Below are 20,685 nucleotides of genomic sequence, written 5' to 3'. Positions count from 1 at the left end.
TCATTTTGGCTTGATATGAATCGTTTGAAATGGAGCCTCTACAGGCGATGCTTTTTGGCGAAGGGCAAAAGGGTAAATCTCTTTCGTCTGGCGAGATAGCCTACATCGCTCGCCTCTCCATGTCAAGCGGTGCTCATGCGGCATGTTTGATCAGGCCGTCTTCAAAAGTTTATCTTCTGCTTCCTGAGGCGTCAGATAATCGAGAGAACTATGTAATTCCAGCCCTGTTATTCCGGCCATCAATGTATTGAAAGAGAGCACGACTAGCCATAGCGTTTTTTAATATTTCATTTTCCTCCTGAATGCGTCTCATCTCTTTCTGAAGCTTCAGGTAATCCTCAAGAGTAAAGAATTTTCCGTCTTCTAAAGAAATGGGTTCCAGTTTCTCAATCTATTTATTTATAAATCGTCGTTTCTGATACGCCGTATTCGCTGCTGAGGTCTTTGACCGAATTGACTGATTGATAAAGTCCACGGCTATCTGGCGGAATTCTTTATTACATTTTTTAGCCGTCTTTCCGCTGCCCATACGGGAACACACCCATTCGTTAATTCTTAGTTTAACTGAAATGTGCCCGTAAGACCATCCTAACATCAATTGTCAGTTTGTGTCCATTTAAAACGATGTGGTCTATCTAGATTCCGATGGGTGTTATGTATTCAGGTGCCCGGTTCCGACGCTTTGAGTGAATGATGTTGATTTGTTGAACGATCGTGTACAGAATAAGTTTGAATACTGAATAAGTTATACTATTCTATTACTTTATAATAATGAATTGTAACTTAACGATGCAGCTGGTGCGGTTGCCGTTGCCGAAATTCGGGACTGCTTATATTGGAGGTGGGTTTGGACCGACTTTTTGAGATTTCGGATCGACTTTTGCCGGGTTTGGACCGACTTCTTTAGATTTCGGACCGACTTTTATTGGAGTTGGACCAACTTTTTCGGGATTCGGACCGACTTTTTCGGGATTTGGACCGACTTTTCAGGAATTTGGACCAACTTTTATTTTGCTTTCGGACAGACTTTTCAGGATTTCGGACCGACTTTTTGAGATTTCGGATCGACTTTTATTGGAGTTGGACCAACTTTTTCGGGATTCGGACCGACTTTAATGACGGAAGCGTTTTCCGCAAATGGGGAACTTCCCGACTGCAAGTGCTCCTTCTCCGGATAAAAGTAAACCGGCAAAAGCGATGGCTTTTGCCGGTGTTTTCTTGTTACAGCGGTTTAACGATTTTCCCGCACGGCTTATGGACAATCTCGCCGTCTTTCATAATGGTCTCGCCGCGGACGATGGTTTCGACAGGGATGCCTTTGACATGCCAGCCGTCATAAGCAGTAATTTTGCTTTTACTGTGCAGGTTCTCAGCGCGGATCACCGTTTCCTTTTCCATGTCGACGATGGTGAGGTCCGCGTCGGTACCGATCTGGAGTGATCCTTTCTGCGGATAAATGCCGAAACGCCGGGCCGGGTTTTCCGAGAGCAGAGCAGTGAGTTTCTGCAGGGTGAGACGCCCGTCATTGACGGCGTTCAGCATCAGCGGCGCCAGCGTTTCCGTACCGGGCATACCGGCCGGGATCGACCAGAGATCGCCGTTTTTTTCCTCCGGCGTATGCGGGGCGTGGTCGGACGAAATGATGGTGATCGTGCCGTCGCTGATGCCCTGCCAGAGCCGCTGCTGATCTTTTTTGTATTTGATCGGCGGATAGATTTTCATGACCGGACCTATTTTCGGATAGTCTTCGTTACTGAGAAACAGGTAATGCGGACAGGTTTCGGCACTGACCGGTGCGCCCTGCGCCCGGGCGCGGCGGATGGCGTCTACTGCCTCAGCGGTGGTGACATGGAGCACATGAAGGCGGGCACCGGTTGCGCGGGAGAATGCGAGTCCCATCTGGACGGTGACCTCTTCCGCGAGATTCGGCCGCCCTTCCAGCAGGGCGTTGTAATCGTTGCGACCGGTTTGACGCACCTGCTCAGTCAGCGTCTGAATCAGGCTGCTGTCCTCTCCGTGGATGGCCATGACCTTGCCGGTTTTCGCCACATTCTGAAAAATCTCATAGACTTCACCGTCAGAAAACGGGGCAATCACATCGTCGTCCATGCCGGGCCGGTAGTTGTACGTCAGCTGGAACGTTTTTTTATTGATGGCGTAACCCCAGAAATACTTAAAACCAATCACGCCTGCTTTGGCCAGATCCGGAAGGTCGGCGCTGTTCATCCGGCCGAGGAGGATACCCCAGAGCCCGAAATCGACATGGGCTTTCGGCGTGAGATTCGCGGTCTGCCGGTTGAAGCTTTCCAGATCGCGGGTCGGCGGGGTTGTATTCGGCATATCAAAGATCGTTGTGATCCCGCCCGCCGCTGCAGCCTGAGTGGACGTAAAGAAGTCTTCCTTGTAGGTTGGACGGGGTCACGGGAGTGCACGTGGACGTCAATTAATCCGGGAAGTATGTACTTTCCTGATGCATCGATTTCTTTTTCTGCTCTGCCGGTAAGCGGCTGATCGGACAGCGCCGCGATTTTTCCGTCTTTTATGTATATACTGGCTTTAAAGCTCTGGTGCGGGGTGACAATCGTTCCATTTTTAATGACGACATCCCATTCCATGATGATTCCTCCTCGTATAATAAGTTTTGAAGTTAATCGTAATCCCTGTTCCGCCCGGGTACTGCGTGATATCCTCTCGTTGATCATTGGAATTTGATCCAACCGGCATCTTCTGCAGCCTTTCTACGTAACTGCCAGGGATGAGGCAACTTTAGGCTTATTTTATCATGACGAGCGTTGAATAGCATTTTCAAGAAAGGAAGGGGCAGCCGACATCCGGAAAATGGGAAGCAGCGTCATGAGGCAGGCAACGGAACCTTGTGACGTGTACTGCGCAGAAAAATCGAACCCGCTCGAGATCAGGCGGGGAGGATTACAAAAAAAGCCGGGTCAGGCCATCTGCCCCGATCCGGTTTCAGTGTTTTATTCTGCTTTTTTCAGAGCAAACAGCATTTCCGCTTCGCAGGCGACCTCGCCGTCAACGGTGGCGACGCCTTTCGCTTTGGCGAATCCGGAGCGGAAGCGGAGAATTTCCGACTCCAGGCGAAGCTGGTCACCGGGGCGCACCTGACGTTTGAAACGGCATTTGTCGATGCCGGCGTAAAGGGGCAGCATCTTTTCAGCTGTTCCCTGATGCAGGACAGCAATGCCGCTGACCTGGGCAAGGGCCTCAACGATCAGCACGCCGGGCATCACCGGATAATCCGGAAAATGGCCGGTAAAAAACGGCTCATTCGCTGTGACGTTTTTAATCCCGACGGCGCGTTTTCCCTCTTCGACTTCGAGGACGTTATCAACGAGCAGAAACGGATAGCGGTGCGGCAGGATTTTTTTTATTTCATCTATGTTCAACATGGGTAACTCTCCTTCGTTAATCAGTTCTCAAAAAGTCCAGAATGTGCTGCCATGTATTCGGATTAAAGACCTCCCAGGGGTTGCCCTTCCCGATAACACCGTAGCCGAACATGGCACCCCCGACCAGGGCGATGGCGCAGATACTGATCAGCAGAACCAGGCGCTGCCAGATCGGGAATTTCCGCTTATGATAATTGAAAAAGGGATTGTACACCGGCTGGCTTTCCTTTTTGCTCTCCTGTTTTCGCTCGGCTTTTCGGGCTTCAGCTTTTGCCTTTTTTACCGACTCCCGCGTTTCGCCGGCCGGCGTTCCCGCGGTTTTACTATGTAGATTTTTATCTTTCGCCATCATATGTTTCACCACTTATCCACGCACGAGCCCGTTTACAAGTCCTGCCATCTGATCCCCGAGAGTCAGTGAGCGTGCGTTCAGCTGATAATTGCGCTGCAGATTGATCAGTTCCGTCATCTCATCGGCCAGATCGACATTTGCATTTTCCAGTTCCCCCTGCCGGACGGACCGGTCATTTGCCGCGACAGGCTGGAGCACCTGGCCCAGTCCGACACCCAGCGGGGCCAGATCAGGAAGGGTAAAAAGGCTGTTCCCCTGATTTTCCAGCAGCTGCGGCCGGCTGACCGTAACTCTGCCGAGCTGTCCGGAGGCAATCCGGGCACCATTTGCCATCACTGCGGTGATCACTCCCGCGCCATCAATCTCGAGATTGCGGTAACCGGCAGGAAGCATGATCGGCTGACCATTCTGAGCCAGCACTGGATCACCGTTTTTCGTAAGCAGGCGCAGCTGATTGGCGTTCTGCGGATCCGGCTGAGCGTTAAAACTGCCGGCGCGTGTATAGGCGGTCACCCGCTGACCGCCGGGTCCGGCGATGCCGATCGTGAAAAACTGATGGTCATCCGTCAGAGCCAGGTCAAGCGGATTGCCCGTCTGCCGGATGGCGCCGGGCGTCAGATCCAGACGGGTATCGCCGATTTTTGCCCCGTTGCCCGCACGGATGCCGGAGGGAGTCAGCCGGCCCGCCTGATCGGTCTCGTCTGCTGCGGGATCGACATTACGGATGTTCTGAAAAAGCAGGTCGCTGAATGAGGCGTCCCGTCCTTTGAACCCGGTCGTGCCGACGTTTGCTATATTGTCTGCCACAGTGGCCAGCTGCTGCTGGATCTGTCCCAGTGTGACTGCTGTTGCCATCATTTGCCGCTGCATATGTTCACCCGCTTTATTAGTGTAATCAGCCGTTTACCCTGCCGACCTGATTGACTGCTTTATCCAGTGACTGATCCAGCATCAGGATGACTTTCTGACTGGCTTCAAACGCCCGGTAGGCGGCCATCATGTCGGTGACCGTCTCATCAGGCGACACGTTTGATCCTTCGGTGAAGCCCTGCCTCAGCGTATAGGCGATATCAGCCTGACCGGCTACTGCGGGCAAAGCGGCTCCGCCGTTCAGGCGAAACAGGCTCCCGCCCTCTTTGACAAGTTGATGGGGATCAGCCGCGTAGCTGACCGCAATCTGATCAGCTGCTGCACCGTTGATCAGGATCGTTCCGTCTGGCGTCAGGTCAAACTGGTCGGAGGGAAGGCGAATCGGCTGACCCGCTGTGCTGAGGACCAGATTGCCGTTGCTGTCGGTCAGTTCGCCCCTGGGACTGAGTGTAAAATGCCCGTTCCGCGTGTAGCGGGTCTCGCCGGCCGGTGTCCGTACATTGAAGAGCAGCGTGCCTTCCTGAGCACCGGTCTGCGGATTGACCGGAAGCTGTGAGGTGATCAGTGCCACATCTGTCGCCTTCCCGGTTTCCTTCAGCTTTCCCTGGGTGAAGTCAGGGATCGTCTCATCCTGATACACACCTGTCGCGATCGTGCCGACACGCTGAGGATTCGGCCGGTCGCCGCCGAGACGGTCGATCAGCATCTCCGGAAAGGAACGGAGTCTGTCCTGATCCTGCTTGTATCCGGGCGTATCGACATTGTTCAGGTTATTCGACAGCATCTCCGTGCGCCTCTGCTGGGCGATCATCGCGGAAGCCGCAGTGTAGAGTCCTCTGATCATGACGCTTCACCTCTTTTTTATGTATGAAAAGCAGGCGGGATGCCGGCTTTTCTTTTCCTTACAAACGTTTTTCCCGTATGTTCGTCAATTTGCCTTACGTTTCGGTGCTTTATCCAGATGCTCCAGCATTTTTCCCGCGCCTTCAACGACACAGGTCAGCGGATTGTCCGCAACGACAACCGGCACCTGAAGTTCACTTGCCAGCAGCTGATCGATCCCGTGAAGCTGCGCGCCGCCGCCCGTCAGGATCACGCCGCGGTCAATGATGTCCGCTGAAAGTTCCGGCGGTGTCTGTTCGAGAACGTTTTTCGCCGCACGGATGAGCGTGCCGATTGAGCCGGCCAGTGCTTCTTCTATTTCATTGGAATGAATGGTCAGCGTTTTCGGCAGACCGGTGACCATGTCGCGTCCACGGATATCCATCGACTCATCACGTGCATTTTTGAAAACGGTTCCTACCTGAATTTTAATTTGTTCAGCGGTTCGTTCACCGATCAGCAGTTTATACTTTTTCTTAATATAGTTGAGAATCTCCTGGTCAAATTTATCACCGGCAAGCTTAATCGACTGGGAGGTCACAATGTCGCCCATAGAGAGGACAGCAATATCCGTTGTTCCGCCACCAATATCAATCACCATATTGCCGCTGGGTTCGAAAATTTCCATGCCGGCGCCGACCGCCGCAACTTTCGGCTCTTCTTCAAGGTAAACCTCCTTGCCTCCGCTGCGCTCAGCCGCCTGGCGAATCGCTTTCTTTTCCACCGAGGTGATATGAGTCGGTGTACAGATGAGAATCCGTGGCCTTTTCAAAAAACCTTTAACATTAATTTTATTTATAAAGTGAGTGAGCATCATTTCTGTAATTTCAAAATCAGCGATGACACCGTCACGCAGCGGGCGGATAGCCACAATATTGCCAGGGGTGCGTCCTACCATACGTCTTGCTTCCTCACCGACTGCCAGCATTTGCCTCGTATCCGTATCCAAAGCAATGACCGACGGCTCGTTCAGGACAATCCCCGGCCTTTCACATAAATCAGCACATTCGCTGTCCCAAGATCTATTCCAATATCTCTAGAGAACACCTGTGTATTTCCTCCCCATCCGCTGGTCGTGCCAGTACGTTTATCATACATTATTTCATTTTAGCATAAATAGATGCAAACAGGGAGCTTGTCGGATAATAATTTTTGAGTACGACTTTTGTCGCAGATTGGCGGGCTGCTTGTGTGTGAGGTTTGTGCTGTGAATGGTGCGGGATGGGTTTGTACGGGATTCAGGACTGGACCGCTTTCTCTGTCTCCTTCTGATATTTGAGCCGCGTTGCTTCTCCGCCGCGCAGATGGCGGATTGATTTGTGATAGTCGAGAACTTTTTTCACCGCGCTCGCCAGTTCGGGATTGATGTCCGGCAGCCGCTCGGTGAGATCTTTGTGAACCGTACTTTTTGAAACTCCGAACTCACGGGCGATTACCCGCACCGTCTTTTTTGTCTCCACGATATGCTTTCCAATCTTGATGGTACGCTCTTTGATGTAGTCGTGCACACCACTCGCCTCCTGTAATCTGAAGATGCGAAATGAGACCATGTATGGAGGGAAACGGAAACCAGACGCTTTCCAGGCCCGCCGCGCTCACCTCGAAACCCCGTTTGTGAGTTTGTAACATCTTATTAAACGAGTTCCGGTTATATGCCAAAAAGTCAAGTGGGACAAGGGATCACGCCTGAAAGAGAAGGAACGGAGAAGTTTTGTAAAAGCACATCGTTGCTTAATTTGGAGTTCACCGGATTCGGAGTTCGGATCGACTTTTCTGAGATTTGGATCAACTTTTTCTGGTATTCGGACCAACTTTTTTCGGGTTCGGACCAACTTTTTCAGGATTTGGACCGACTTCTCCTGGATTTGGACCGACTTTTCTATGATTATAGGACCGACTTTTTTCGGGTTCGGACCAACTTTTTCGGGATTCGGACCGACTTTTTCGGAATTTGGATCAACTTTCCTGTGATTTGGACCAACTTTTCTCGGATTCGGATCAACTTCTCTGAGAGATTCGGATCAACTTTTCTGAGATTTGAACCGACTTTTCTATGATTATAGGACCGACTTTTCCGGGATTTGGACCAACTTTCCTGAGATTCGGACCGACTTTTTCGGAATTTGGACCAACTTTCCTGAGATTTGGACCGACTTTTTTCGGATTCGGACCGACTTTTTCGGAATTTGGACCGACTTTCCTGAGATTCGGTCCAACTTTCCTGAGATTTGGACCGACTTTTTTCGGATTCGGTCCAACTTTCCTGAGTATCAAAAAAAGAACGGGAATGTCATTTGTTTTGTGTAAATGATTAATTTTCTTGGTTTGGTTCACACTGATAAAGCTCTTACCTGACAGGGGGATAGAGCGCTGCTGGAGAGCAACTCGAGCACCTGTCAGGGTTCAGCTAAAAAGGGGGAGAGGATCACTCTCTTCTTTTATTCTGCCCTTTTTTAGGAGAACTTAAAGCGTTAAACTCAAACGTCATAAGTCTTTGTCTGGGAGACTGGACGTGAAGCGGTCCCCAAAAATGATCCGGAGTTGCGCCCTGCATTCAAACCATCCTGGAATGGCTAACGTCCACTTTTTTGTGATGTCCATCGTAGCCAGATAGATAATCTTTCGCAACGCATCATCGGTAGGGTAAGCATTCTTTGACTTGGTCACTTTTCTGAGTTGACGGTGGAACCCTTCAACGGTGTTGGTTGTATAGATTATCTTTCTGATTTCAGTTGGATACTCAAAATAAGCCGTGAGTTCTAACCAGTTGGTCTCCCAGGATTCAATAACTCTTGGATATTTATCCGCCCAATTTTTCTTGACCTCCTCAAAGGCTAATTCTGCCTGTTCAATAGTAAAGGCTTTATAGACTTTTTTAATATCGTTGAGAAAAGGCTGGCGATTTTTAGTCGATATATACTTGATACTGTTGCGCAACTGGTGAATCACACAGAGCTGGATGCGCGTCTTTGGGAAGGCCGCATTGATGGCTTCGGAGAAGCCGGAAAGCCCGTCTTTACAGGCAATGAGGATGTCTTCGACACCTCGGCTTTTCAAGTCATTGCAGACGCTAAGCCAGAAACTGGCACTCTCATTTTCACCAATCCAGAGCCCGAGAATATCTTTCATTCCTTCCGTATTGATGCCAAGTACGGTGTACGCAGCCTTATTCACAATCCGATGATCTTGCTTCACTTTGAAGTGAATGGCATCCAGATAAACGATCGTGTAGACTTTCTCTAAGGGACGAGAATGCCAGTCATAGATAAGGGGAAGCACTTTATCGGTAACCTTACTCACCATGGCCGGTGAAACACTGATCCCATAGAGATCGCGCATATGATCTTCAATATCGCGGGTAGACATCCCTTTAGCATACAAGCCAATAATTTGATGATCCAAACCGTTCAGGGCGGTCTCATGTTTCTTAATAATTTGGGGTTCAAACGCCCCATTTCGATCTCTTGGAATGTCCAGAGCCATGTTTCCATACTTGGATTTGATCGACTTCTTACTGTAACCATTGCGGCTGTTTCCAGAATTATTTCCTACAAAAGCGTGCTTCTCGTAACCCAAATGATGGTCCATTTCAGCTTCAAAAATCACTTGAAGGGTCTCTTTGAATAAATCACGAATCATTGTTTGTACATCGTCGACACTTTCACATTGGCTGGCAAGTTCACGAATTGTCATGTTACCGTAGTTGCGATAATTTTGCATAAATGGTTCAGCTCCTTTTAGAGTTAAGTATTACCATTTACACATAGTCAAATACGTTCTCAAAAGAACTCCCTGGTACAAAGGGAGTTCTCAGCGGATGCGTCTGTTCATAGATCTCTGCATTTGATCGTACTGATGGAAGTATTCATGGGATGGCCTGACATAGTATTGACCGGCTCCGCGGCCGGAGCCGGCAATATTAATATTCATTTTTTGCGTAAGTCGGTGGATCAATTGTCGATTCTCTGTGCCCAGCCACCAGCGGCCCTCTTTGTTGGTCATCGTCTCCCCGCATAACAGAAAGTAGTCCAGAATCATCTGTTCGTGGGCCGTTCGAGATGCCGTGCCACAGCGCGGGCAGACCCAGGTGGCATAGACACGCCGCATGCCGAACAAATGGCAGTGCGGGCAGCGAACGCCGCGCAGCAGGTTGTCCGGAAGTATCTGGTATTTCTCCAAAATATTCAGCGGTGGATCGGTATGTCCTTCGAGCAGCTGGCGTTCGATCTGATTCAGGTGAGAAAGGGTCGGGCTGTGTTTGTATTTTTCCATCAGCATGGCTAATTTGAAGGGAACCTGTTCGGCGTGAATCACTTTATCACGCACTTCCCGGGAATTACTCGGGTTTTCAATGATTGTTGATGAGCTGGAAATGATTACGAGCGGTTCGATGGGGATTTGTGGCAGGCGGCGCGCATGAAGCCAGACATGCATCATATCACGCTGGCGATGGACCTGGACGATTGGATTGGGGAATCCGTCCCGCCGTCCGTTTAACAGTCGGATCATTTGCCCGGTAGCGGATTCGAACACGAGCGTTCCTGCATAATTTTTCACTTCTAAAATTAAGGCAAAATTTTCTTTGATGAGAAGAACATCCATCTGAAAAAAATGATTCATCGCGTTTTCCCGAAGACCATAAAAAATTCTGAAATCCTCAGTCAGAAGATCAAGGTAGTAAGCGAGATTCTGCTCGCCGCGCCATCCGGTCAGCCTTCTGGCATGCTCCTCCTCAATCGGCATACAACCGGGCCATCCTGGCGGCAGATGATCGAGCAGGGCCCCGGCCGTTAGCAGACGCAGCGGGGCGTATTGCTTTTTGCATTCCATTTCTTCCTCCTTTCGGGGCATGATGATCTAATTCGTCCTGCGGGCAGGAAATTCCTGCACAATTTTTCAATATTTGTGTGTCAATCCAGTATAATGGAGAAAAAAAGAGGTGGCCTGATGAATCTATTGCTTATTCTATTAACGATTATCCTTCTGTCCGTCGCCGAATCGCTCCTGACTGTCGGGCTGATTCTTGGCATCTTTCATCTGATCTTTCGAATCAGGCGCATGACTGAGGAAAAGTGGCGTACATTTTTCAAAACGCAGGCTTTCGGAAAACTGGTCATCATTTGCGGAGCAGCACTGGTGCTGAGTTCCGCCGTTGTATGCGCTGCCGGATTCACTGTTTACCGGGCCACCGGGACGGATCACGCCCCGATTCTGTCCGTCATCCCGGTCGTTCTGGCACTGCCCGGCTTAGTCAAAATGCTTCGGCATCGCACAGAAATTCAACAAAGCTTCCATTAAAAAAGCTCTTCCCAAAAGGAAGAACTTTAGCCCATGAACAGGCCGCCGATCAGAAGGGCACCGGCGATAACAAAGGCCGGATGGAGCCGGAATCGCTGCATCAGCACGAAACTTGCGGCTCCGATCAGGATCATCGGGAGCCAGCCGGATTCTGCCTGCGACGTTGAAAAAAAGTCCCAGGCCATCATGCCAAGCATGACCACGATGATCGGACGGATCAGGAGCGTCAGCCATTTGACCTTCGGCGAATCTTCAAACCGGAACAGCAGGCGAAGCAGCACAATCAGCAGAATCAGCGAAGGGCTGACGGTCGCCAGCAGAGCGACGATCGAACCCGGGAGGCCTCCGACTTCATAACCGATATTCGACGTCGGTTCCAGTACAATCAGTGATGCGGCTGTGGCAATGGGTGCATCGATGGCGCTCCCACTTTTTTTCAGTATGTCCAGTCCTGCCTGTGCAGCGAGCTGCTGTGCGGTCGCCACCATGCCTCTTTTTGCAAGCATGGGTACCCTTTTTGACGGGCAGGAAAATCAGGGTAGTCGAATTGCTCGTCTGTCGACCTCAAGAGAATATGCGAATTTTGTGAGCAAAACTTATATATATTTTATCAAGCATATATCATCCAGATGCAATCCTTAATTTGAATTAATTTTGTTCAGTGATCTCAGAAAGCATTTTTTTGTAATGTAACAGAACATCCTCAATATGCCTTCTCATTAACAAACTACTTCTATCAGCATCTTTTTCCTTAATGGCTTTCAGCATTTCAGTATGATAATAAATGGCATGGTCTACATCATCATTTATCGCCATTTCAATTCGAACCTTTTTAAACCATTCAACAAGGGAATCATAGACTTCCGTAATCACTTTATTTTGAGCAGAATGAGCTATTGTGTTATGAAAAGTCAGATCGGGTGCAATAATCGAAGCGCCATTCTTCACACAGAGCTCCAGATCTTCAATTGATTTTTGCAGCACAGCAATTGTATCATCAGTTCGGCGCAAAGCAGCTAAATACGCAGTCTCGGTCTCTATTCCTCTGCGAAATTCAAGCAGATCAATTGATGAATGGATATCAAAGGTTGGAAGCAATGTCCGAATGTTATACGCAATTTGGTTTGCTGAATCTTCTTTGAGATAATTTCCCTTCCCTGGCTTTTTTTCTATTATCCCTCGCTCACAAAGAGACTGTAAGGCTTCACGTACTGAAGAACGGCCAACTTCAAGCATTCGGGCAATTTCCCTCTCTGAAGGAAGTTTTTCGCCGGGCTTTGCTCTCTTCTTGATATAATCAAGTAAATACTTCTGAACCGTTTCACTTACAACGATCACGTATTCAATCTCCTCTACTGACTATTTCATGCCGGTCTTTCTCACGATCTTACACTATGTTATTTTGTTAATACTATTTTATCAAATTATCAGATAAATCAACAGAACAATATGAACAGTTGCGAAACTGAGTTCGATTAATTATCGCTTTTTATGAAATGTCCAGATGATTAATAAAATATAACAACTGCTTATCCGTATTTAATCCTGATATGAATGAAAGGCCAAGTGGCTTTACGGAATTTGAAATTGGCACGGTAATTTGCGGAAGTCCGGAAAGGCCTGCAATACATGTCAATTTCATCGTTTCATTTCTTAAAGACTCAATTGTGTTAAAGTCGCTTTTTCTTTCAGGGGCAGGCCCAATTGTTGTTGGAATGATTAACAATGAATCATGCCCCAGTAAGTTTCGAATTGCTGAAGTAAATTTTTCCTTTAGTTGACGCATGCCATAATATTCGCTGTCTTTTTGAATTTCAGAAGCCATTTTAAAGCGATTGGCAATATCTTTACCAAACTTCGGATGGTGTTTATTTATCCAATGCCCATGAGACTCCCAGGCTTCTCTCCCCTGAAGGATTCTGAAGCATTCAGTCAAGTCATGGAAAGACCAGCATTTTGAAAGATGTATGGATTGAAGCTTGTATTTTTGATTCAATTTCGTCATGACATTTAAATATTCCTTCAGATCATCCTTTCCACTCAACAATTGAAATGCATCTTCTAATCTAAAGAAATTTCTGTAGCTGTTTATTTTCTGTTCCGGCAAAATCGTTTCGCCGACTTGTGTCAATACATGTTTGTCATCCGACATCCATCCCACTGTATCAAAACTCGGTGCCAAAGGGATCACATGTCTCATTGAAATCAGGCCATGGGAGGGGCGCATTCCATAAATGCCACAATAAGCTGAGGGTATACGTACAGATCCACCAGTGTCTGTCCCCATCGCAAAATCTACCAGACGTGCAGCTGCCGCAACTGCTGATCCACTTGAAGAACCGCCCGAAAAGGATTCAGGGGAGCGTGGATTAATGGTCGGAGGAAAGTGTATGTTATCCCCCTTCAGACTATACATCAGCTCATCAGTTACGGTGCGGCCAGTAAGCCTTCCACCGTGACCCAGTAATTGATCAATAACATCTGCATGTTGTTCTGCTTTTTCAGCATGAGCAAACCACTCAGGATTTCCTGCACTATTTTTATATCCTCTGACTGCAAATACATCTTTTACAGCGAAAGTCAGATCATCTAATAATCCATGACCTGTCGGAGGTAGATCCATGTCAGGATCAATGAAAGCACCGTAATCATTTTTTTTAACCATATTTTGTACCTCAGGATCCATATTAACCCAGGTATGTATTATTTAATAAGCTCTATAGCTTTAAATATATTGTCTACATCCCAGGGTTCTTTTAAAATCAGATGACCATTTATAAACACAGCAGGTGTTCCATCCACACCATGTTTTTCCCCATCCAAATAACTCTTGTCAGTAAAACTCGAGTATTGCTTGTTTTGAAAAGTTTCTCTTAATTGTTGCGTCTTACTTTTACCAAGAGTTTCTGATGCATATTGAGAAAGCCTGTCTTCCGTGAAATAATTCTTTATTTTTTTATCTTTTGTCTGGTTCTGATAAAGCATATCGTGCATTTTCCAGTACGAATCTGTACCAAAATGGTCATAAACACCCCTTAGGTAAATGGCGCTGCGTTTTGAGTCTTCACTTAAAAAAGGAAAATCCTTATAAATAAACTTTATTTCTCCAGACTTAATCAGGCCTTGAATTTTCTTATTTTCAAGAACGTTATTAAAAAATAATCTGCAGTAATAGCATCGGTAATCCCCATATTCCACAATAGTTATTGGTGCATCCTTACTTCCTAAATATGGGAAGCCTTGTACATCAATTTTTTGTTTATCCTGTGCCAATAATTGGTTATTCAACTGTGAAGAAGCCCACAATCTATAGCCTGTATAGCTCACTATTACTAAACAAAATAAAATGAGGATACTTAAGACAACAGTTCGGAATCTGTTATTATTTCCTGTGTGATTCTCCAAGTGATATCTCTCCCGTCAGTGGCTTTACCAAGATGTATAACCACCATCAACTACAAGATAAGCTCCTGTCATAAACGAAGCCTCATTGCTGCATAAAAAAAGAATTGGGCTGGCAATCTCTTCTGGTTCTCCCAGACGCCCCATAGGATGCATATTAATCAAATCATTAAGGGACCCCTGCGGCCCAATTTTCCCATTCTCAAACTGTCTGTTCAGTAATGGTGTATTGATTGCTCCGGGACATATAGCGTTTACTCTGACCTGGTCTTTTGCAATCTCAATGGACAAACTCTTAGTAAAGTTAAGAATAGCAGCTTTTGAAGCGGTATATGCAGTAAATAGTCCTGATCCCACAAGAGCAAGCTGGGAAGCTGTATTTACAATCACACCATGTGTTTGTTTTAAATAGGGCAGCACTTCTTTTGTGGTTAAAAACATGCCCTTTAAATTCGTATCCAGGACACGATCCCAATCTTCTTCTTCCATGTCTTCAAGTGGACATACGAATTCAATACCTGCATTATTCACCAATACATCAATTTTAGCCCATTTATTTATCACTGCTGCCACTGATTCTTTAATCAGTTTAGAATTTCTTATGTCTACCTGATAGTAATCACACCCTGTAGAAATTAAATCATCAGTTATTCTGTAATCAAAGACGGAAACATTGGCACCTTCCTTAATAAATTGTTTAACTGTGGCCAGACCAATACCAGAACCTCCGCCTGTAATCAAAATTACCTTATTTTCAAACCTGCCCATTTGACATCCCTTCTTCATTGTTTTAGATTTCTTCAGATCACTTTTCTTCCGTTTTTATAAGAGCAGACAACATGCGGCTGAGTCAGCAGCACATCGCGCAGATTCTTTGCATCAAACATAACCAGGTCGGCTGTTCCACCTATCTTAAATCCATAACTTGTGAGATTCAGAGCTTTAGCTGATCGATAAGTCAGCATATCTATTATGGTGTTAGCATCCTCCTTTGTTCCCATTCTGGTGACCTCAGCAAATAAATAGGCAACGTCTAAAATATTGCCTGTCCCGAACGGTGTAAAGGGATTTTGTATGTTGTTTGTCGCGAAAATAACATTGGCACGCTCTTCTAACAAAATAGACACTGGAGTTAATCCCCGTCTGATTTTTTCAAAATCGCCACGTCCGTTTAAATACAGATCTGTCGCAGGCAAAGCCATAACATTAATTCCAGCATCTGCAATTTTCGCTGCAATCTTGCGCGCCTTATGATGCTCTACTGATCCGAGAGAGGTCATATGAGCTACTGACACTTTTCCTTCCATATGGTATTTTTTTGTCCGATCAATAATATCAAGAATGGATAAATCATCAGGATCATCTGATAAATCAATATGAAGATCTATTGGCTTGTTATAGCGTTCGGCAAGATGGAAAACATAGTCCAGATGCTCCGAGGAATCTCTGTCATTATAGGGGATACCGCCAACTGCATCTGCCCCCATTTTTAATGATTCTTCCATTAGTTCTGCTGCATGCTGCTGTATAAAAATACCTTCTTGCGGAAATGTTACAATTTGCAGAGTGATAAGATTTGCAAACTTTTCTTTAAGTTCAAGAATGGATTCCATCGCTTTTAATTGAAGTATATCATCTACCTCAACATGGCATCGCAAATTGGTAACACCACTTTGTATGCATTTACCCAAAACTCTTGTAGCCCGTTCTGTTATGTCCTCTTTCGTAAATGTTTTTTTTAGATCCGCTGTAATTTGAATGGCCTCTTGAAGTGATGTTGCCTCTTTTTCCATTTTTTGAAGCAAATACGCCTTTTCCAGATGAATGTGGGATTCATTAAATCCCGGGAGGACAACACGGCCGTCAGCCTCAACAACATGTTTGGCTGGAGGCATCGGTGAACCTGTATCCTTAATATAAGTAATTATGCCTCCTTCAATGCCAATATCAACATTATTAATAAAGTGAATACTTTTTACATTATGAAACAATAAATCCAGCATAACGATTCCTCTTATCTCTTTGATTTCATTTTTATTTATGCACGCGTTGCCAACATTTCAAAGCAATCTTCTGAGCCTCACTGCAAATTTTTTTCTCATCCAGGCCAACTATCTCCCCTTCTTTAACCAGATGACGTCCATCTATCCAAACATCAGATATATCTGTTCCGACAGCAGCATGCACAAGTGTTCCTGCAGGGGATATGACAGGAGCTAAATGATATTGATCTGTACTGATTGCAAGCAGGTCAGCCTTTTTTCCTTTTTCTAATGAACCGACGACATGATCAAGTGATAAAGCCTTCGCACCATTGATTGTTGCCATTCGGAGTAAATGCTCAGGCGTTGGTCGGGTGTTGTCACCACTGGATAATTTATGAACTATAGAACCAAAACGCATGGCTTCTATCATACTTCCAGTCATGGCATCCGTACAAAGTGCGACATTTATTCCATCATTTTCCATACTGCTCACCGGAGCAATATCTCCTCTTTTCAGGTTGCCCTCTGATACAAACGCAACGCTCGCACCTGAATCTGCCAGTTCTGTCAGGTCTTCATCATCAACATGGATGCAATGTGCAGCAACGGTTCCAGACTTCAATAGTCCTATAGCTTTGGAGAATTTGACCGGACTTAATCCTTCACGTCGGTATATTTCTCTGTTTTCCATTGTGCTTTGCGCCATATGAGTTGTCATCCCCACATGTGCTCTGCTCGCTATATCAATAATCTTTTCCAGAAATGGTGTTGTGCATGTATCCGGAGCATGGGGGCCAAGGTGACAGGTGATTCTTCCCTCCTCTTTCCCGTTCCAGTCACTTAACAGTCGCAAATTACGTTCTAACGAAGTCTCGCCCGCCTGTTCATCGTGAATATATTCCCCTTGTCCAATTCGAAAGAAGTCGATATCATGCAGTCTTTCGCTCACTACCGCCCGTAAACCTAAATTGGCGATTGCCCGTACCTGATCGTCCATATATAGATAATTAGCAGCAATGCAGGTACTGCCGGACCTCAAAGCTTCTGCATATCCCAGTAAAGCCATAGTATAGGTCTCTTCGCGGCTCAAAAGTACACCCTGGGGAATATTTCTGCTGTACAGAGGAGGGACACCTAAATCAGGCCCGACTCCCCGTACAATGGTTAATGCCCCATGATAATGTACATTTACAAATCCGGGAATGATTAGCTTTCCATGACAATCCAGGGCCTTTTCGCCGGGGTATTTATTAATCAGCTTGCCCGAATCACCGAGGTCACTAATTTTTGATCCTTTAATAAGGATAGCGCCAGGATTAATGATTTCATTTGTTTCATTTACAGTTAGCAAACAGGCATTTGTTAATAATATAACAATCACCCTTTCAAGAATCTGACTTTAAAATCATGTGTTTATTTAATGAAACGTTAGTGACTGCCACTTGCCATTTTCAGGAGTACCATCCAAATAACAGAACTCCTTTTTCCACGAATCAAAGATCAGTGCTGTTTCTGTGGATATTAAACCATGTTCTATACTTCTCTCACCATTATTAATATAGTTCTTTATATAAATCTGTCCGTTTCCAGGTCAAGTCTTTTTTTATGTGTAAATTATCTCAGCCAGGATAGGGTTGATTATCCTGGATAAATGGCTGTCACTTTACTGGAATTAGCCACTTTGGGTTGTTTCGCTTTCCAGTCAAAATAGTCATCCATTCTCAGGTAGCGCCGGCCGTTCGACCACTTTTCGTCCTGCTCCATGAGAACAGAACCCATGAGGCGGATGATTGACTCGCGGTTAGGAAAAATACGAATGACCTGCTCCCGACGGCGAAATTCTTCATTGAGGCGCTCCATACCGTTTGTCGTTCGCAGGCGGCGACGATACGGCTCCGGAAGTGAAAGGACTGCAGTGACATCATCAAAAGCCTCCTCCACCATTTCAGTCACTTTAGACGCTTTCTCCTGATAAGTATCCAGAAAAGACTGAAGGAGCGTACGAGCGGTTTCGATGTCTGGGGCGTGCAGAATCGCTTTTACCTGTTCAGCTCCTTCTCGCTGTAAATCATCTGGGAACCGATCGTTTACGTTGCGCAGAAAGTGAGCCTGGCACCGTTGCCATGTGGCTCCCTGAAACGCTTTTTGAACGGCACCGACGAGACCCCCATGATCATCACTGACAATCACATCGACGCCCTTCAGACCACGAGACTTCAGCCAATCGAAATAGTTCTTCCACGCCTCCGTGCTTTCGCTGTCATCGACTTTCAGACCCAGAATCATGCGATACCCTTTCTCGTTGACGCCATAACTAATCAATACACCACGAGAACGAACACGGCCATTTTCACGCACCTTTGTATAAATCGCATCAACAAACAGAAACGGATAGCTGCCCTCCAGAGGGCGGTCATTCCAGCCATGGACCAGTGGATCCAGATGTCCGCAAAGATCCGATACGGTCGACTTCGAGAAGTCTGTGCCGCAAAGCTCTTCAGTGATGTGACTGACACGGCGTGTTGAAACCCCATTGATGACCATTTCCATCAAAGACAAAACGAGCGCTTGTTCACTGCGCTGATAGCGTTTAAAGAGATCGGTTGAAAAATGACCGTTGCGTAGTCGAGGAACGTTCAGCGAAAGCTTGCCCACACGGGTCGTTAGTTGGTGGGGATAGGAGCCGTTTCGGTAATCGGTCCGGGCCTCACTACGTTCATATTTTTCGGCTTTCAGTTGCTCACTGGCCTGCGCCTGAAGTACTTGATCTAAAATCGCCTCCAAAAGGGCATTCATGCCAGATTCTTTTGAATCGCCAAGAAATAATTGATGCAAAAGTTGTTCATCTAGAGTAATCTGTAGTTGAGCCATCCCTGAATCTCTCCTTTAGAATTTGGTTTTTGGTTAACTCTATTCTAACTGAGATGATGGGCTCCGGCTCATTTTCTATGAAAAAAATGACAGAGACGAGAGAGAAATGAAATCCCGCTGTTTTTCTGGAGGGGCTGGCCAGCCCCACCAGAAAAACAGATTCCCTGCTCACCATTTTCTCATATTCAGAAACCCTTTTTACACAATTATACGGACTCAACTCGTTTCCATCCTCGTTTGCCGTGCGATCTGAAAGCAGTATTTTCAAACCATTCATCAAGTTCTCATGAGGAAAATGACTTATTTGGCTAATCGTTTGTTTTATTCTGTCTGTTCGATCTTTAATTTGAACATGATCTAAGTCTGTTTCATAATCATGAATGAATTCCGGATTGTTCGCCCTAACCAGCGAAAGAACGTTGTCCCAGTCATGGGCATTATATATTTTCCATTTTATCTGCCCTTCATTATGCTCAAGTATTCCTGCTACACCATCCTTATCCAGTAGAAAATGTATACCACCTACTGAGCTCGGATTACTCTTGAAGAAATTGTAAAGTCCAATCATTGCATCATTTGTACTTCTGTACCGATCTAAGGTTTCTAAATTAGCCAGTCCGCGTGTATCATGATTATAATCGGGTTGGCCTTTTAAATCAGATGATTTCACCCAACCCATATATGAACTCATAATCACCAGACCGTGCTCATTCATACCAGAATTAATTCCTTGTTGCCATCCCATTTGAAAAGCAATTAAACGTGATCTTCTAAGGGTAATCAGCCTTTGAAAGGATAATTGGGTTGGGCTTGTATCTACAGTTTTCGCCGCAATAAAGTTATGCGTTTTCTGATCAACATATATCAATAATGTGCACATGATATCTCCTTTTTGATTCAGTACTGAAACAATTTGCCCCAACCCTTTATTTTTTCTGTTTTTACACCAATCATCTTTAAACATTTCCACACAACAACTGAAATTGTATCCAAAATGATAATCTGATACTCGTTTTCTAATTGTTCAACAAGAGGTGCAGCTTTTAAATTTGTACAGAAAGTGGTTATGGCATCTGGTTTCGCCTCAGCCACATATCCCACCATCTTCATAATCTCATCCTCATTAATTGCACTAAATTGATGGTTCACATACAGGTGTGAGGCTTCATGCTTTATACAGTTCAGACCTATGGTTTCATAATTAGCAATAATCTTTTCATTCACATCTTCTGTATACGGGGTGACTAATCCATAATTCACTGCATGAAGCATTTTGAATGATTCGTTTAAAGCTAAAACTGATGTCGTTGTTGGTATACCTGTTTCTTTTTCAATTGTTCTGCAGAGTTCTTCATCAGAATCAAATCCTAACCAGCCGGCAGATGTGCCATTCCACGCAATGACATCAACATATGCATCCGCGAGAAGTTTAGCTGCATTCAAAAGGTTTTTCTTGTTAAATTGAGCCAGGGCATTATCTTTTAAAGATATCTCTGTGACCTGGAATCTTGAAAAGTGAACAGAGACTTCGTCTGAAATACCAGAGACCATGGCGAACGTCACCGGTTCCAGAACAGTATTTGATGAGGGGGTCAACATGCCTATTTTTTTCATA

General features: G+C 45.9%; 19 protein-coding genes and 1 pseudogene. 1 reads left to right on the top strand and 19 read right to left on the bottom strand.

Going from position 1 to position 20,685, the window contains the following annotated elements; genetic code table 11:
• Nucleotides 1-1,221 precede the first annotated feature (1,221 nt).
• The 9 genes and pseudogenes from ABNN70_RS05235 to ABNN70_RS05195 all read right to left on the bottom strand — a co-directional run bounded on the left by ABNN70_RS05235 (nucleotide 1,222) and on the right by ABNN70_RS05195 (nucleotide 10,344).
• Entirely contained in the window at nucleotides 1,222-2,358 is a 1,137-nt protein-coding gene (locus tag ABNN70_RS05235) for an amidohydrolase family protein (protein ID WP_353949384.1), read from the bottom strand.
• Between the two features lie 620 nt (nucleotides 2,359-2,978).
• Nucleotides 2,979-3,410, bottom strand: a complete 432-nt coding sequence (gene fabZ / locus ABNN70_RS05230; protein WP_353948964.1) for a 3-hydroxyacyl-ACP dehydratase FabZ — start codon at nucleotides 3,408-3,410, stop codon at nucleotides 2,979-2,981.
• A gap of 16 nt (nucleotides 3,411-3,426) precedes the next feature.
• A complete protein-coding gene (locus tag ABNN70_RS05225; protein WP_353948963.1) occupies nucleotides 3,427-3,762 on the bottom strand; it encodes a DNA-directed RNA polymerase subunit beta in 336 nt (111 codons plus the stop codon).
• A 12-nt stretch (nucleotides 3,763-3,774) separates the two neighbouring features.
• Nucleotides 3,775-4,632, bottom strand: a complete 858-nt coding sequence (locus ABNN70_RS05220) for a flagellar hook-basal body protein (protein WP_353948962.1) — start codon at nucleotides 4,630-4,632, stop codon at nucleotides 3,775-3,777.
• A gap of 25 nt (nucleotides 4,633-4,657) precedes the next feature.
• The gene (locus ABNN70_RS05215; RefSeq protein WP_353948961.1) at nucleotides 4,658-5,476 is read right to left on the bottom strand and encodes a flagellar hook-basal body protein; all 819 of its coding nucleotides are present in this window, start codon (nucleotides 5,474-5,476) and stop codon (nucleotides 4,658-4,660) included.
• Nucleotides 5,477-5,560: 84 nt separating this feature from the next.
• Nucleotides 5,561-6,561 (bottom strand): annotated as a pseudogene (locus ABNN70_RS05210) (rod shape-determining protein).
• Between the two features lie 191 nt (nucleotides 6,562-6,752).
• Nucleotides 6,753-7,022 carry a sporulation transcriptional regulator SpoIIID gene (gene spoIIID / locus ABNN70_RS05205; RefSeq protein WP_129928377.1) on the bottom strand — a complete coding sequence of 90 codons (270 nt, stop codon included), beginning with the start codon at nucleotides 7,020-7,022 and terminating at the stop codon, nucleotides 6,753-6,755.
• 976 nt (nucleotides 7,023-7,998) lie between these two features.
• Nucleotides 7,999-9,234, bottom strand: coding sequence for an IS256 family transposase (locus ABNN70_RS05200; RefSeq protein WP_353948960.1), 1,236 nt, complete (start codon nucleotides 9,232-9,234; stop codon nucleotides 7,999-8,001).
• 90 nt (nucleotides 9,235-9,324) lie between these two features.
• A complete protein-coding gene (locus tag ABNN70_RS05195) occupies nucleotides 9,325-10,344 on the bottom strand; it encodes an NERD domain-containing protein (protein WP_353948959.1) in 1,020 nt (339 codons plus the stop codon).
• Between the two features lie 117 nt (nucleotides 10,345-10,461).
• Here ABNN70_RS05195 and ABNN70_RS05190 point away from each other — a divergent pair, with 117 nt between their 5' ends.
• A complete protein-coding gene (locus ABNN70_RS05190) occupies nucleotides 10,462-10,812 on the top strand; it encodes a hypothetical protein (RefSeq protein WP_353948958.1) in 351 nt (116 codons plus the stop codon).
• Nucleotides 10,813-10,838: 26 nt separating this feature from the next.
• On the opposite strand, the gene ABNN70_RS05185 is transcribed toward ABNN70_RS05190, so the two are convergent.
• From ABNN70_RS05185 to ABNN70_RS05140, 10 genes are all read right to left on the bottom strand, one after another.
• Nucleotides 10,839-11,318 (bottom strand): chromate transporter, encoded by a 480-nt coding sequence (locus ABNN70_RS05185; RefSeq protein ID WP_353948957.1) that lies wholly within the window; start codon nucleotides 11,316-11,318, stop codon nucleotides 10,839-10,841.
• Between the two features lie 142 nt (nucleotides 11,319-11,460).
• Nucleotides 11,461-12,150 carry a FadR/GntR family transcriptional regulator gene (locus ABNN70_RS05180; protein WP_353948956.1) on the bottom strand — a complete coding sequence of 230 codons (690 nt, stop codon included), beginning with the start codon at nucleotides 12,148-12,150 and terminating at the stop codon, nucleotides 11,461-11,463.
• 151 nt (nucleotides 12,151-12,301) lie between these two features.
• The gene (locus ABNN70_RS05175) at nucleotides 12,302-13,477 is read right to left on the bottom strand and encodes an amidase (protein WP_353948955.1); all 1,176 of its coding nucleotides are present in this window, start codon (nucleotides 13,475-13,477) and stop codon (nucleotides 12,302-12,304) included.
• Between the two features lie 38 nt (nucleotides 13,478-13,515).
• Complete coding sequence (locus ABNN70_RS05170; RefSeq protein WP_353948954.1) at nucleotides 13,516-14,217, bottom strand: thioredoxin domain-containing protein; 702 nt, start codon at nucleotides 14,215-14,217, stop codon at nucleotides 13,516-13,518.
• A 24-nt stretch (nucleotides 14,218-14,241) separates the two neighbouring features.
• A complete protein-coding gene (locus ABNN70_RS05165) occupies nucleotides 14,242-14,982 on the bottom strand; it encodes an SDR family oxidoreductase (RefSeq protein ID WP_353948953.1) in 741 nt (246 codons plus the stop codon).
• 32 nt (nucleotides 14,983-15,014) lie between these two features.
• Complete coding sequence (locus ABNN70_RS05160; protein WP_353948952.1) at nucleotides 15,015-16,217, bottom strand: amidohydrolase family protein; 1,203 nt, start codon at nucleotides 16,215-16,217, stop codon at nucleotides 15,015-15,017.
• A 31-nt stretch (nucleotides 16,218-16,248) separates the two neighbouring features.
• On the bottom strand, nucleotides 16,249-17,580 hold the full coding sequence (locus ABNN70_RS05155; RefSeq protein ID WP_353948951.1) for an amidohydrolase family protein: 1,332 nt from the start codon (nucleotides 17,578-17,580) through the stop codon (nucleotides 16,249-16,251).
• Between the two features lie 257 nt (nucleotides 17,581-17,837).
• On the bottom strand, nucleotides 17,838-19,070 hold the full coding sequence (locus tag ABNN70_RS05150; protein WP_353948950.1) for an IS256 family transposase: 1,233 nt from the start codon (nucleotides 19,068-19,070) through the stop codon (nucleotides 17,838-17,840).
• Nucleotides 19,042-20,034 carry a hypothetical protein gene (locus ABNN70_RS05145; protein ID WP_353948949.1) on the bottom strand — a complete coding sequence of 331 codons (993 nt, stop codon included), beginning with the start codon at nucleotides 20,032-20,034 and terminating at the stop codon, nucleotides 19,042-19,044. Before ABNN70_RS05145 ends, ABNN70_RS05150 begins: the two co-directional genes overlap by 29 nt.
• On the bottom strand, nucleotides 19,968-20,684 hold the full coding sequence (locus ABNN70_RS05140; RefSeq protein ID WP_353948948.1) for an arylsulfatase: 717 nt from the start codon (nucleotides 20,682-20,684) through the stop codon (nucleotides 19,968-19,970). Before ABNN70_RS05140 ends, ABNN70_RS05145 begins: the two co-directional genes overlap by 67 nt.
• Between the last annotated feature and the right edge of the window lies 1 nt (nucleotide 20,685).

This window comes from Sporolactobacillus sp. Y61 (assembly GCF_040529185.1).
In the GTDB taxonomy this organism is placed as follows: domain Bacteria; phylum Bacillota; class Bacilli; order Bacillales; family Sporolactobacillaceae; genus Sporolactobacillus.
This window is presented reverse-complemented; position numbering and strand designations above follow the sequence as displayed.

What these genes read in the sequence shown, in the direction of transcription:
- fabZ (WP_353948964.1), bottom strand. Translation starts at nt 3,410, where the DNA reads ATGTTGAACATAGATGAAATAAAAAAAATCCTGCCGCACCGCTATCCG.
- ABNN70_RS05225 (WP_353948963.1), bottom strand. Translation starts at nt 3,762, where the DNA reads ATGATGGCGAAAGATAAAAATCTACATAGTAAAACCGCGGGAACGCCG.
- ABNN70_RS05220 (WP_353948962.1), bottom strand. Translation starts at nt 4,632, where the DNA reads ATGCAGCGGCAAATGATGGCAACAGCAGTCACACTGGGACAGATCCAG.
- ABNN70_RS05215 (WP_353948961.1), bottom strand. Translation starts at nt 5,476, where the DNA reads ATGATCAGAGGACTCTACACTGCGGCTTCCGCGATGATCGCCCAGCAG.
- ABNN70_RS05200 (WP_353948960.1), bottom strand. Translation starts at nt 9,234, where the DNA reads ATGCAAAATTATCGCAACTACGGTAACATGACAATTCGTGAACTTGCC.
- ABNN70_RS05195 (WP_353948959.1), bottom strand. Translation starts at nt 10,344, where the DNA reads ATGGAATGCAAAAAGCAATACGCCCCGCTGCGTCTGCTAACGGCCGGG.
- ABNN70_RS05190 (WP_353948958.1), top strand. Translation starts at nt 10,462, where the DNA reads ATGAATCTATTGCTTATTCTATTAACGATTATCCTTCTGTCCGTCGCC.
- ABNN70_RS05185 (WP_353948957.1), bottom strand. Translation starts at nt 11,318, where the DNA reads ATGCTTGCAAAAAGAGGCATGGTGGCGACCGCACAGCAGCTCGCTGCA.
- ABNN70_RS05175 (WP_353948955.1), bottom strand. Translation starts at nt 13,477, where the DNA reads ATGGTTAAAAAAAATGATTACGGTGCTTTCATTGATCCTGACATGGAT.
- ABNN70_RS05165 (WP_353948953.1), bottom strand. Translation starts at nt 14,982, where the DNA reads ATGGGCAGGTTTGAAAATAAGGTAATTTTGATTACAGGCGGAGGTTCT.
- ABNN70_RS05160 (WP_353948952.1), bottom strand. Translation starts at nt 16,217, where the DNA reads ATGCTGGATTTATTGTTTCATAATGTAAAAAGTATTCACTTTATTAAT.
- ABNN70_RS05150 (WP_353948950.1), bottom strand. Translation starts at nt 19,070, where the DNA reads ATGGCTCAACTACAGATTACTCTAGATGAACAACTTTTGCATCAATTA.
- ABNN70_RS05145 (WP_353948949.1), bottom strand. Translation starts at nt 20,034, where the DNA reads ATGTTTAAAGATGATTGGTGTAAAAACAGAAAAAATAAAGGGTTGGGG.
- ABNN70_RS05140 (WP_353948948.1), bottom strand. Translation starts at nt 20,684, where the DNA reads ATGAAAAAAATAGGCATGTTGACCCCCTCATCAAATACTGTTCTGGAA.